Origin of the sequence: Rhodococcus sp. BP-261, assembly GCF_019835205.1 — a bacterium.
Classification (GTDB): Bacteria; Actinomycetota; Actinomycetes; order Mycobacteriales; family Mycobacteriaceae; genus Rhodococcoides; species Rhodococcoides kyotonensis_B.
The window spans coordinates 115140-128021 of sequence record NZ_JABUCO010000010.1 but is presented as its reverse complement, the minus strand read 5'-3'; the positions used below and the strand labels follow the sequence as shown (position 1 = coordinate 128021).

General features: G+C 64.5%; 11 protein-coding genes and 2 riboswitches. Of the genes, 1 reads left to right on the top strand and 10 read right to left on the bottom strand.

The window, feature by feature from the left end; translation table 11 throughout:
* Nucleotides 1–3: 3 nt before the first annotated feature.
* The 9 genes from HQ354_RS13715 to HQ354_RS13675 all read right to left on the bottom strand — a co-directional run bounded on the left by HQ354_RS13715 (nucleotide 4) and on the right by HQ354_RS13675 (nucleotide 9090).
* Nucleotides 4–1131, bottom strand: coding sequence for an LLM class flavin-dependent oxidoreductase (locus HQ354_RS13715; protein ID WP_167678907.1), 1128 nt, complete (start codon nucleotides 1129–1131; stop codon nucleotides 4–6).
* Between the two features lie 39 nt (nucleotides 1132–1170).
* Nucleotides 1171–2517, bottom strand: a complete 1347-nt coding sequence (locus tag HQ354_RS13710) for an NtaA/DmoA family FMN-dependent monooxygenase (RefSeq protein ID WP_167678905.1) — start codon at nucleotides 2515–2517, stop codon at nucleotides 1171–1173.
* Between the two features lie 2 nt (nucleotides 2518–2519).
* Complete coding sequence (locus HQ354_RS13705) at nucleotides 2520–3548, bottom strand: LLM class flavin-dependent oxidoreductase (RefSeq protein WP_167678903.1); 1029 nt, start codon at nucleotides 3546–3548, stop codon at nucleotides 2520–2522.
* On the bottom strand, nucleotides 3545–4615 hold the full coding sequence (locus HQ354_RS13700) for an LLM class flavin-dependent oxidoreductase (protein ID WP_167678901.1): 1071 nt from the start codon (nucleotides 4613–4615) through the stop codon (nucleotides 3545–3547). Before HQ354_RS13700 ends, HQ354_RS13705 begins: the two co-directional genes overlap by 4 nt.
* Nucleotides 4612–5124: a GNAT family N-acetyltransferase gene (locus tag HQ354_RS13695; RefSeq protein WP_167678899.1), complete on the bottom strand. Its 513-nt coding sequence runs from the start codon at nucleotides 5122–5124 to the stop codon at nucleotides 4612–4614. The genes HQ354_RS13700 and HQ354_RS13695 overlap by 4 nt, the downstream gene beginning before the upstream one ends.
* Nucleotides 5125–5133: 9 nt before the next feature.
* Nucleotides 5134–5229, bottom strand: a riboswitch (SAM riboswitch).
* Nucleotides 5230–5276: 47 nt separating this feature from the next.
* Nucleotides 5277–6359 carry an FAD-dependent oxidoreductase gene (locus HQ354_RS13690; RefSeq protein WP_167678897.1) on the bottom strand — a complete coding sequence of 361 codons (1083 nt, stop codon included), beginning with the start codon at nucleotides 6357–6359 and terminating at the stop codon, nucleotides 5277–5279.
* A gap of 8 nt (nucleotides 6360–6367) precedes the next feature.
* Complete coding sequence (locus HQ354_RS13685; RefSeq protein ID WP_167678895.1) at nucleotides 6368–7342, bottom strand: ABC transporter substrate-binding protein; 975 nt, start codon at nucleotides 7340–7342, stop codon at nucleotides 6368–6370.
* 15 nt (nucleotides 7343–7357) lie between these two features.
* The gene (locus HQ354_RS13680; RefSeq protein ID WP_167678893.1) at nucleotides 7358–8140 is read right to left on the bottom strand and encodes an amino acid ABC transporter ATP-binding protein; all 783 of its coding nucleotides are present in this window, start codon (nucleotides 8138–8140) and stop codon (nucleotides 7358–7360) included.
* Complete coding sequence (locus tag HQ354_RS13675) at nucleotides 8137–9090, bottom strand: amino acid ABC transporter permease (protein WP_374107339.1); 954 nt, start codon at nucleotides 9088–9090, stop codon at nucleotides 8137–8139. The genes HQ354_RS13680 and HQ354_RS13675 overlap by 4 nt, the downstream gene beginning before the upstream one ends.
* A gap of 139 nt (nucleotides 9091–9229) precedes the next feature.
* A riboswitch (SAM riboswitch) is annotated at nucleotides 9230–9326 on the bottom strand.
* 244 nt (nucleotides 9327–9570) lie between these two features.
* Between HQ354_RS13675 and HQ354_RS13670 the strand changes: the two genes are divergently transcribed.
* The gene (locus tag HQ354_RS13670) at nucleotides 9571–11700 is read left to right on the top strand and encodes an HNH endonuclease signature motif containing protein (RefSeq protein ID WP_240931430.1); all 2130 of its coding nucleotides are present in this window, start codon (nucleotides 9571–9573) and stop codon (nucleotides 11698–11700) included.
* Here the strand turns inward: HQ354_RS13670 and HQ354_RS13665 are convergent.
* A complete protein-coding gene (locus tag HQ354_RS13665) occupies nucleotides 11679–12842 on the bottom strand; it encodes a hypothetical protein (RefSeq protein WP_222634833.1) in 1164 nt (387 codons plus the stop codon). The genes HQ354_RS13670 and HQ354_RS13665 overlap by 22 nt on opposite strands.
* Nucleotides 12843–12882: the final 40 nt, after the last annotated feature.

Below are 12882 nucleotides of genomic sequence, written 5' to 3'. Positions count from 1 at the left end.
TCCCTACGGAGTATTGGGGGATTCGAACAGCGGTAGCACTCCCCTCCCGAAATGCTCAGCTTCTTCGACGTGGGGGTAGCCCGAAAAGATGAACTCATCGATGCCCACCGCCTGATATTCGCGAATCCGGTCGGCCACCTCGGCGTGACTGCCGACCAGCGCGGTACCGGCTCCCCCGCGCACCAGACCGTACCCCGCCCACAGATTCGGCCCGACCAGCAGGTTGTTTCGATCACCACCGTGCAGATCGAGCATGCGTCGCTGCCCCTCGGACGCGATGCCGCGCAATGCTTTCTGCCTGCGTGCGATGATCTCGTCGTCGAGCCCGGAGATCAGGTTCTCGGCAACCGCCCACGCCTCGTCGGCGGTGTCACGCGCAATGACGTGCAGCCTGATCCCGCCTCGGATGTCCCTGCCTCGGTCGTGTGCGGCCTTCTTGACGTGCGCGATCTTGTCGGCGACCTGATTGGGCGGTTCACCCCAGGTCAGGAACACGTCGGCCTGCGCGGCCGCGACATCGACGGCAGCCGCGGACGATCCACCGAGGTACACGTCGGGAAGCGGGACCGGCGGGTAGCCACTGAAACCGGCGCCGCTCGGCCGCTCGACGGTGTAGAACTCCGACGACGTCGAGACAGGCTTGCCGTCGCCGACGGCACGGGCGATTTCGAGGAATTCGAGCGCTCGACGGTAGCGGTCGTCCTTGCCGAGTGTGTCGCCGTACGCGCGCTGTTCGACGTCGTCACCTCCCACGACGACGTTCAGCAGTGCACGTCCACCCGAAAGTCGTTGGAACGTACTGACCATCTGCGCCGACAGGACCGGCTCTACGGCACCGGGCCGGAACGCGACGAGGAACTTCAGACGCGCCGTCGCCGCGATCAACGCCGACGTGACCAACCACGCGTCCTCGCAGTGAGCGCCCGTCGGCGTCAGCACCGCATGAAAACCGAGCCGGTCGACGGTCTGCGCCAGACGAGTCAGGTAGTCGAGCGACGCGTCGCGATGGCCGGAATCATCCACTGCTGCAGCGTTGTCCGCAATGCGCACTCCGTGCGACGTACCACCGAGGCGTTCGTCGTCGCCACCGGTAGGAAGAAACCACGAAAACTTCGGTGCCGTCCTTGTCACTGCCCACTCCGTCTCGTGCCGACCGCCTTCCGGGTTTCGTCAGCCTGCAGCGCTGTTGTCGGTCTCACCGGACGTCCTGCGGGTCAGCGGCTCACGCAGCCCCAGATGGCCGCGCAGCGTCGTCGACGTGTATTCGGTCCGGTAGGACCCGCGTTCCTGCAACTCGGGCACGAGCCAGTCGACGATCTCGTCGAGACCACCCGGCACGATGTACGGCGAGATGTTGAATCCATCCGTTGCGCCTTCGCGTACCCACCGCGTGAGCTCGTCGGCGACCTGACCCGGTGTACCTGCGAAGCCGGACCTGGCCGTCGTCTCGATGGCGACCTGACGCAACGACAGGTTCTTCGCCTCGGCCAAAGCGCGCCACTCCCTTGCCAATTCGATCGGATCCTTGCCGTCGCGGAAAGCACCACGCGTCGCCGAGATGGGAGCCGGCACCGGATCGTCCGCGGGGAGCGGACCGTCGGGATCGAGATCGGACAGGTCGCGCCCCCACACGAGCCCGATGAGCGACAACGCCGTCGGCCCGGTGAACTGGCCCTCGCGGACCCACCGTTCCTTCTCTTCTACCTCGTTCGCGTTCTCCGCCAACACTATCTGGGTACCGGGAAGGATCTTGATGTCGTCCTCGGGACGACCTGCCTTGCGGAGGCGAGACCGAATGTCGTTCGCGAACGTCAACGCTTCGTCGAAATGCGTTCCGTGACGGGAGAAGATGACGTCGGCGTTGGCAGCGGCGAAGTCACGGCCCTGCGGCGAGTCGCCGGCCTGGAAGATGACCGGATGTCCTTGCGCGCTCCGCGGGAGCGTGGCGTCGAGCTCGATGTCGAATTGCGACGTGCTCTGCTGCACCCGAGTCGGTTCACCGTTCTCCCAGGAATCCCAGATCGCACGCGCCGCCTGGATGAACTGGCCTGCCCGCTCGTAGCGGAGCTCGTGGTCGAGAAACCCTCCCCGGCGGAAGTTCTCACCGGTCCACGCGTTGTCGGTCGTGACGGCATTCCACCCTGCCCTGCCGTCGGACAGGATGTCGAGACCTGCAAGTCGACGCGCGAGGTCGCCCGGCTCGTTGTACGTCGTGTTCTGGGTCGCAACCAATCCGATGTGTTCGGTGATGCCTGCGAGCGCTGCGAGCTGCGCGATGGCGTCGGGACGCCCGGCGATGTCCAGGTCGAGAATCTTGCCCTGCTGCTCGCGCAGGCGCAGACCCTCACCGAGGAAGAACGCGTCGAACAGGCCCCGCTCGGCCGTCGTGATGATCTTGCGGAACGTCTCGAAATCGATCTGCGAACCACTTTGCGGGTCGGACCAGATGGTGGTGTGGTTGACGCCTTGAAAGAAGACACCGAAGTGCACCTGGGCGTCCGGTCGAAGGACACTCATGTTCAGACCCTCTCGTAACGATTGGCCGGCCGGGCAAGACCGAGGTTGTCGCGGAACGTCGATCCTGGAACCGGGCGATGCGCGACGCCTGTCTGGAACAGCTCGGGCAGGACGTACCGACCCAGCACCGGTAGGTCCTCGTCGACGACCGTCGGGAACAGCCGAACCCCGTCTGCTGTGGAGGCCAGATCGGTGAGCAGTTCCGTCAGGCCGGCTGCAGGACCGGAGTAGCTCGTTCGACCCGATGCCGTTGCGGCACCGAGTGATTCGAGTCGCTCGGCCGCAGTTGCGTCCGCGGTGTCGAGCGCGACGTCGATTTCGACGACGGTGAGCGCGTCCGTCCGCGCCGAGGGTGTCTCGCGGACGAGGACGACGTCGACGAGGTCGCGCTCGTCCTCCGTGCCGAACACGACGAGCTGTCCCTGCGGTGGGCGCGGCACGATCGCCGGGCCTTTCACCGAGAACGACTCGCCCTGGAAGTCGACGTAGTGCAGCTTGTCGCGGTCGAGGAAACGCCCGCTCGCGACGTGGCGGATGACAGCGTCGTCCTCCCACGAATCCCACAGTTGTCGAGCGACGGTGATCGAGTCTCGTTGCTCGCGAGTGCGATCCGCATCGGACGTCACTTCGGGTCGGCCCCACGCGCGGGCCGCCGCCGGGTCGGTCACACGAATCGGGATCCATCCGGCACGTCCGCGCGACGAGTAGTCGAGCGTCGCAAGCTGCGAAGACGTGTGGAACGGCTCGGCGTACGTCGTGCCGACGACCGGGACGAGTCCGATCGTGGACGTGGTCGCCGCGACGAACGAGGCGCGGGCGACGGCGTCGACCCTCGCGCGTACGTCGCCGGACGGCGGGAGGATCGAGTCGTCGAACGTGGCGAACGTGAAACCCGCATTCTCGGCGGCCGCGACGCGACGCGACAGCGTCTTTCCGCTGATCGACCCGCTCGACGGCTGGTTCGCACGCCGCGCCGCGCGTGGATGAGCACCCTCCCCGTCCAACTCGATTCCGACGGCGAAAATACTCATACGAGAACCTCTTTCAGGGCCTTGGCTGCGGCGAGTGGTCGGCTCGGAATCCACTCGCGTATCACGGGTGCGACGTCGGACTGGAACAACTCCAGGCTACGACGCTGCTGACGCGCGGGGATACCGTCGGCATCCGCGCTGAGATGGATGACCTCGTGACCGAACTGTTCGTGATACCGACCGATCTTGTCGATCACCTGCTCGGGGCTGCCGATCAGCGCGGAACTGCGCTCGACGAGGTCTTCGAGGGAGTCGAAGACGACCGGGATTCCAGCGCTGCGTTGCGCCGCCAGCCGTGCCTCGAACGTGAAACGGTATGCGGCAACGGCCTCCTGCGACGTCGCGGCGACATGGAAGCCGGCAGTGCCAGCGCCCACGAGGGCGTCCTCGGGACGACGACCGTAGTGCGCCCAGCGCTCACGGTAATGGCGAATCAGTTCGGCGTACGGCTCGGGCGGATTGGTGACGTTGGCGGAGAAGATCGGATCCCCATGCCGTGCAGCCAGATCCACGGATTCCCTGCTTGTCGCACTGCCGTGCCAGATGCGAATTCTGGACTGCAACGGGCGAGGTAGAGCTTTCGCGTCGACGAGAGGAGGCCGGAAACGACCGGACCACGTGACGCTGTCGCTGTCCCACAACGTGCGAAACAGTTCGTAGCCTTCACGATTACGATCCCACTGATCCTCGGGTGTCACGTGAAACAATGCGGCCTGGGCACTCCCGTTGCCCTTGCCGATGATCAATTCGAGTCGGCCATCGGACAGGTTGTCGAGCGTCGAATAGTCCTCGAAGGCGCGCACCGGATCGAGGAGGCTCAACGTGGTTACGGCCGTGAACAATCCGATGGTCGACGTGCGAGCAGCGATGTTGCTCAACACCACCGGCGGCGACGCCGAAATGAACGGATCCTCGTGGCGCTCACCGACGGCGAAACCGTCGTAACCCAATTCTTCGGCGAGAACCGCGGTGTCGACGACCTCCCGGAATCGCTGCGCCGGGGTCGTCTTGTCACCGGAAATGGGGTCGGGCCGATGCGACACAAGGCTCATCAGCAGAAACTTCATGCGGCACCCTCACAGACGAGAAGCTTCTCGAACGGGTGAGGGCCGACGTCCTCGGCCGGGATCGACCTGTCGTAGAGCGGGGTGTACCCGGTGGACAAGTACAGCGCGACGGCTTCCGGCTGGCGCCACCCCGTCGTCAGGTAGATGCGGGAGTATCCACGCAGGGCGGCGATGCGTTCGAGTTCTGCGACGACGAGTTTGCCGAGACCCCGTTTGCGGTGTGTCGATGCAGTCCAGATTCGCTTCAGCTCGGCGGTCGTGGCGTCGTACTGCCGGAACGCACCTCCTGCGACGGGTTGGCCGCCCGAGATGGCGACGACGAGAGAGCCGCCCGGTGGGGCGAATTCCTCCGCCGGATAGGAACGAAGTTCGCTGTACTGCTCACCGGGAGTGCGGCCGTAGCGCGTCGCATATTCGAGCGCGAGTTCCTCGATCAGCGGCGCGGCCAGCGGGTCGTTCTGGTGAACGGCCACGAACTGCAATGCGCCCTGCTCGTATGACGTGGTCAATTACGTTTCCCTCCATCGATCCTGGCAGGAGCACCCCCACGCGCGTGGCGTGATGGTTGCTGCGACGTCGTCGAGCCAAGGTCTCTCGGTCGCTCTGGATGGTGTGTGTTCAGTTGTACGAACCGGGCACGACTGTATTCCATTCCCGATCGCTAGGAAACATCGCTGCCAGGACGCACACCCAGTCGAAAAAGCTCCGGCGTCGGCTCTCCATCGACCAGATCGGCGACCAACTCACCGATCGCAGGCGCGAATTTGAACCCGTGGCCCGAGAAACCGGCGGCAACCGTGAGATGTCCGATGCGATCGACCACGAAGTTCGAATCAGGCGTGGTCGTGTACAGGCAGGTCAGGGGGTCGGCGGAGTCTGCATCCACCCCGGGCAGCCAGGTTCTGGCGTACGCCTTCAGCCGTTCGATGCCGTCGGGGCGTGGAGTGAAGTCCCTGTCGTCGGGGTCTATCACCGGACCGGTGCCGTGCTCGCCGATCTTGATCCCCTCGGTGCCCTGCAGTCCGTAGATTCCTTCGGTGCGGAGTTCTGCACCAGGATGGTGAATGACGCTCGGCCAGTCGGCGTCGATGGTGGGCAGAAAATGTGCAGGTTGTTCCTGAGTAGTGACGAGTGAGGGAAGGTCCACCCGGCTGCCGAGAACTTTCGACGACCATGCACCTGCCGCGACGACGATATGGTCGGCCGGAAAGGTCCGAGCATCCGTCGACACGTCCGACGCGGTGATCTCCCGCACCGGGCTTCCGTAATGCACAGCGGCACCGGCGTTTCGGGCCGCGACGACGAAGGCGGCAACACTTCCGTCCGCATCCAACCGTCCGGCATCGGGATGATGCAGGACTGTCGTGTCGAACGCCAACCCGGGCCAGCGCCGCCGCGCCTCGTTCGGGTGCAGAATTTCGGCAGTGAGCCCCGCGCGAGCCAAGGCGTCGGCGCGGGGTGTCACGGTAGCGGGCAAGCCGTGGTCCACGGCACCCGTGAGTGTGAGAAGTTCAGTGCCCGTGTTGTTCTCGAGCTCACGCCACAGTGTGTGGGCGCGTGATGCGAGCGATACGTAGTAGTCGTCCGCATAGGCGTGCCGGAAGATGCGCGAACTGCCGTGTGACGCACCGTTCTTGTGGCCGGGCTCGAACTGCTCGAGCAGGGTGACCTGGTGGCCTCGGCGCGCGAGAATCCACGCCGATGCTGTTCCGATCACGCCGCCGCCGACCACTACTACTTTCATGCCTGGGTCTATCCAGCCTTGCGGGGCAGGCCCTGCGGGTTAATCACGGACTCGGTGACAACCTCGTCCTTCAGCCCCCAGCGGTCGATGACCTTCTGGTAATCGCCGTCCTCGATGGCGTGGTTGATCGCCTCCTGGATCGCGACGATCAGACCGTTGTCCTTCTTGGTGGTCACGGCGATTTCGCCTTGCAGGGCGTCGCCCGCACCGGACACCGTGCCGATGATCTTGCTGTCACCGCTGGTGGCCGCGTGGTAGACGGCGGACGGGTTGGGTCCGACGTAGCCGTCGATGCGCTTGGACGACAGCGCAAGGTAGTAGTCGGAGGTGTTCTGGTAGTATGCGATCTCGGCCGGCGCGAGACCCTCGGCGATGTTGGCTTCGTTCCACTCGACCAGAAGTTGTTCCTGGTTGGTACCGGATCCGACACCGATTTTCTTGCCTGCGATGTCCTGACGGCCGTTCACGACCCAGTCCGTGTCCTTCTGAGTCTCGAAGGCGAGGTTGTCGAGACGGTACGTCGCGAAGTCGTACTTGTCCTTGCGCTCCTCGGTGACGGTGACGTTGGAGATGAAGACGTCGTTCTCACCGGAGTCGATCTTGACGAAGTTCTGCGCCCAGTCGGCGACGGTGATCTCCGGCTTCAGACCCAGAATGTCGGCGATGAGGATGCCGAAATCCACTTCGGAGCCGACGACGGTCTTGTCGTCGGTCGCGTAGAAGCGCAGCGGCGGGGCGGTACCGGCAGTTCCAGCAATCGTCAGGACGCCTGAATCACGAATGGTCTGCGGAACTTTCGCGGCGATCTCGTCGACCTTGTCGGCGTGAACGCGGGTGGACTGCTCAGGCGAGAGGTCGAAGGTCTGACCGTCCTCGGTCACTACCTCCGATTCGGCGGTGGGTTCACTGCACGCGGTGAGCGTAAGTGCAGCAGCGGAGAGGGCAGACGCGAGGACGAGGAGTCCTCGGTTGAATCTGGGCATGGCTTTTCCTCGAGTTCAGAGAACGTGGGCGAGGAACGCTTTGGTGCGCTCCTCTCGGGTGTTGTCGAAAAGTTCTGTGGGCGTGCCGCTCTCGACGATCTGTCCACCGTCCATGAAGACGACCGTGTCGGCGATCTCCTTGGCGAAACCGACCTCGTGCGTGACGATGACGAGTGTCGCGCCTTCGCGAGCGAGCCCCCGAATGACTTCGAGAACCTCGCCGACGAGTTCGGGGTCGAGTGCCGATGTGGGCTCGTCGAACAGAATCACTTTGGGGCGCAACGCGAGTGCTCGGGCGATGGCGACGCGCTGCTGCTGGCCGCCGGACAATCTGCGCGGGTAGTCGTGCGCCTTCTCTTTCAAGCCAACGCGTTCGAGCAGAGCCAGAGCTTCGGGCTCGACGTCGGCGCGCCTCCGCTTCTGCGCCGAGATCGGTGCTTCGATCACGTTCTCGAGCACGGTGAGGTGCGGGAACAGGTTGAAGTTCTGGAAGACGAAGCCGATCTGCGAACGCTGCTTCAGGATGTCCTTGTTGCTGAGCTCGTGCAGTTTGTTGCCCTTGCGGCGGTAGCCGACGAGATTGCCGTCGACCCTGACCGTGCCTTGATCCACCTTTTCGAGGTGGTTGAGGGTGCGCAGCAGCGTGGACTTACCGGATCCGGACGGGCCGATGATGACGGTGACCTCGCCCGGGCGAACGACGAGGTCGACGCCCCTCAGCACTTCGAGAGGTCCGAACGACTTGTGTATGCCGCGGACTTCGACGGCGTACTTCGAGTTCTCCGGTGCGGCGGTCATCGGGTTGCTCCCCGAGGCGCGAGGGTGGTCTCGGCGAGCCGCTTGCGTATCTTCTGGATCGGCGTCAGAGGGATGGTGCGCACCGCACCCTTGGCGTAGTGCCGTTCTACGTAGAACTGGACGACCGACAGGATCGACGTGAGGATGATGTACCAGATGGTCGCGACCATGAGCAGCGGAACGACCCGCCCGTTGCGGCCGTAGATGACTTGAACCTGGTAGAACAGCTCGGCGATGGCCATGACGGACACGATCGAGGTGCCCTTGAACAGGCTGATGACCTCGTTGGCGGCGTTCGGGAGGATCCCTCGCATCGCTTGTGGCAGGACGATCTTGAAGAATTCACGACGCTTCGGAATGCCCAGTGCAGCAGCCGCTTCCAACTGGCCTTGGTCGACGGAGATGATGCCCGCCCTGACGATCTCGGCCGAGTACGCAGCCTGGTGCAACGCGAGACCGATGATGGCGGCCGTCGAACCGCTGATCACGTTGTTCACGTCGAACTCGAAGAACGCGGGACCGAAGGGGATTCCGAGCGTGAGAGTTTGGTAGAGGTAGGCGATGTTGAACCAGAACAGCAACTGCACGATGAGGGGAATCGACCTGAACGCCCAGATGTAGAACCAGGAGATGACCTGCAGCACAGGGTTGTTCGACAGGCGAGACACGGCGAGCGCGATGCCGATCGCGAACCCGATGAGCGTGCCCCAGAACGTCAGCTGAATGGTCAGCCACAGCGCGGACATGACGGACGCCGCCGTGAAGTACTGAGCGAACGTTCCCCAATCCCATCCCGGGTTGGTCGCGAGGCCGTGCAGGAACTGCGCGACCAGCACGAGGACCGCGATGCTGACGACCCAGCGCCACGGGTGCCACTTCTTGGCGACGACGAGGTCCTCGTCGTCGATCTGCGGTTCGGCCGACGCGGGCCGAGCTTGCAATTGAGTCACCGAAACAAGCTTTCTGGTGGAGGTGTGGTGTGTGGCGGGACTATCTGCAGGTACAGCTACAGGCGCCCACGCGGCACAGGTCGACGTGCAGGAGTCGCCGTATTGCCCGTCGTTGACACAGTGCGCAGCTCATGTGCTTCCTCCATCGGTCCTGGCGGTAGCACCCACACCTTCCGTGAGGAAGGGGGTTGCTGCGACGTCGACGAGCCAGGTCTCTAGGTCGCTCTGGATGGTGACAGGAATGTATTCGGTACCTAGTACAGCCGTCAAGTCTCCGGTTTTCGATTGCATTGCGGCGCTTGAGCTTCGACTTCGAATCACGGTGATTCGAACTCTTGCGGGTTTCGACCGTTCGCGTCCGGCCGCGCACCTTCCAGCAAGCGCGCAGGTTGCAACGTGCGCGTGCGCTGCAACCTGCGCGGTCGACGTAGTGGGCCGCCTTCCTTGCATTCGAACACATGTTCGACTATCGTAATGGGCATGGGAATGCCGGGGGGCGTTGACAATTCAGGCGAGGCGGACGCTATCCGTCGTGCCGCCGACGCGGAGGCGTCGGAACTGTTGGCGACGCTCGCCGGCAATCGCCGCGCCGAGAACATCGCCGCCGCAACGATGGTCCACAACCTGCACGCCCTGTTCGAGCTCCGCTTCTGCGCCGAAGCCGACATCCACGAATCCGGCGACGGCGAACCCGACATCGCACTCGCCAAACGCACCGTCCAGTGCGAGGCGTCGGTCGCCTTGTCCTTGTCGCGCACCGTCACCGGCGACATGATGACCATCGGCGAACAGCTCGCCTGGCGACTGCCCGCAGTCGACGCCGCTTTCACCGCAGGCGATATCGACTACCCTAGGGTCCGCACCATCGCCCTGGTGCTCGAGAAGGCATCCGACGATACCGTCCACGCGATCGAGGACGACGTCCTCGCCACCGCACTGCGCACCACCGTCGGCCCCCTCCGCGACCGCATCTGGAGCCTGTGGATCGAACACGACCCCGACGAGGCCGCAGCAGCGCGTAAGAAAGTCGAATCCGAAGAACGACGCGCCGACGTCATTCGAGGCGACGACGGCATGGCCACCCTCCGCGCCAGAATGAGCAGTCTCGAGGGCGCCGAAATCAACGCCGTGCTCGACGAACTCGCAGGCACCGTCTGCTCCCGCGACCCACGAACGAAGAAGCAACTCCGTGGCTACGCCGTCATGGCTCTCGTCTACCGCCAGGACTTCATCGCCTGCATGTGCGAAACCGACGTATGCCCGGTCAGCGGACAGCAGGAGCATCACTCCAAGCGACGTCCACACCTGTTGCAAGTCACCGTAGACATCGAAACCCTCCTCGGACTCACCGACCGACCCGCAACCCTCAGCGACGGCACCATCCTCGACCCCGACACAGCCCGACGGCTCGCTGGCGACTCCCGACTGCAGATGATTCTCACCGAACTCATCGAGGACATCCGCGCGGAAGAAGGACACGGCGTCGAGGCGGAGGAGTCTGCAGACCACACGGCCGAGGATGTCGACTCCGCGGTGGCGCAGGAAGAACATTCGGGCAGCGAGCGTGCGGGAAGTGAGAATGCGGGCGGTACAGACGAACCCGATGACACCGTGGCCGCCGACCACGAAAACCCGAGCGCAGCTGAAGATGTCGCCGACCAGACAGCTCACCGCCCGACCGACCACCGACCCATTGCCTACCGCCCGATCAAACGCGGCCGAATCCATCCGGTCGGGCCTCTGAGCGCAGCGCTGATCCCCTGCACCACCTCCATTTCCTGCTCACTCCCGCGTGCGGTACGCCGGCGCCTACGCCCGGGCCGCGATGTCGCTCTTTCCGAGATGATTTCGCGGTTTCTCGATGCCGCAGCCGCAGACCCCGCACTCGCGAAGGGCATTCACCCCGACGGCCACGGTGGACACACCGAACCGCCACCGGCAGCACTGACCTACCGCCCCACGGCAGAACTCGTCGCACTCACACGCGCGACGTTCTCCACCTGCACATTCCCTGGGTGCAGTGTGCCCGCAGCAGCCTGCGAGATCGACCACATCGTTCCCTTCGACCACACCAACCCCCGAGCAGGCGGCTGGACCATCCGCGCCAACCTCCAGCCGCTGTGCCACTTCCATCACCAAGCCAAGACCCTGAAGCTCTGGGCCGCAGCACGACTCGCCGGCGACGCCATCATCTGGACTTCGACCTCAGGACTGCAACGCATCACCCCGTCGAACTACGGCACCGTCCTGGTACCGGACACCTTCGTACACAATCGGAAACCACGTCCACTGCCGACCACTATCGAAGACGAGCGCTCTGCGGCAGTTCTAGTCGTCGGTGAGGAGAGACCGACGGAACCACCACCGGACGACGAACCCTCCGACGAACTTTACGAACCCACCTGGTGGGAACAGAACATCACCGACACCGACACCGACTGGGGTCGGCTGTTGAACCCCGAGACGGTGACCAACGTGCCGACACTCGGCGACATCGCACGCGCCCGCACTTCACAGGAACGCGACGACGCCGTCTACCTTCGCGAACGATTCCTCGAACACCGCGCCATCGTCACAGCCCGCGAGAATTACCGACCACCACCGTTCTGATTCGAGTGCCGGGTCAACGTCCACGCGACAACGCCGCACAGCAGGATCGTCACGACCGCTGCGAGAGCCTGCTCGTCGTAAGCGGGGGCGTCGCCCACGAACGAGCTCACCGTCCGGTTGTCGGTAGCCGTGATCGCCGTCCACCCGTAGTGCTCGGCGAACGGCACGAACAACAGAAGCGGCCCGAGCACTCCCACGGCAGTGAGCGCCCCGTTCGACGGCAGGCACGACGCGAATAGGTATACGGCCACAGGCAGCAGGACGACCGGATCCACCCATATGTCGAACACCGTCGGCACGGTCACGAGAGCGAGCATCCCGAACCCGACTACAGGAGCGGGCCACCTCCGGCCGACGACCGATCCCACGACGGCCGCCGCGACGGGAAAGACCAGAAACCACCGGCTTTCGACGACGAAAGCCCCACGGTCGACGACGGACACAGCCAGCCCGGCCAGCAACACCACACCCGTCGTCTCCCTCGACACGAACGCCGCGGCGACGACGGCAGCCACGAGCGCTCCCCCGGCGACCCACTCCGCGTACGACGGCGGCGGGCCGAGCTGCTGGGCGAACCACCAACGCGTCAGCAACGCTACGAGCGGTATTCCCACGCCGATCACCACGATTCCGACCCGCGATGACCGATCGGGATCTCGGATCTGCCCGAAACCCGAGGTCGTCAGGGTCCAGAGAACAGCCACGACCGTCGCCACCAGCAGTACCCATGCAAGCCCGTCGGACGCGTCGGACCCGTCCGACAGGTAGTCGGCGTACCGACGCGGGATCGATTCGACGGGCCTCAGCGCCCCGACGACAACGCCCGTCGCCAACGCACTCTGCAACCAGGCACGATCGTCGGTATCCGCCAGGGCCAAGAGTCCGCCGAGTATCAGCCCGGCGCCGACACCATCCAACAACGAACCCGACCACATCGACGCCACCAGCACAGCGGCACCCACGCATACCGTCGTCGACCCGGCTTTCGCACTTCGAACCTGCAGCACGACGCACGCCGCGACGATCGCGGCCACGACGACCGACAGCGTCGGCTCGAATTCGCCCATATCGCGCTCAGCCAGCGTCGAGCCGACCAGTGCGCCACCGGAGACCATGGCAATTCGACCGCTCCAAAAGTTCACGAAACAATTAGACGCTGGATGATTGCAAACCTTCTCGCCG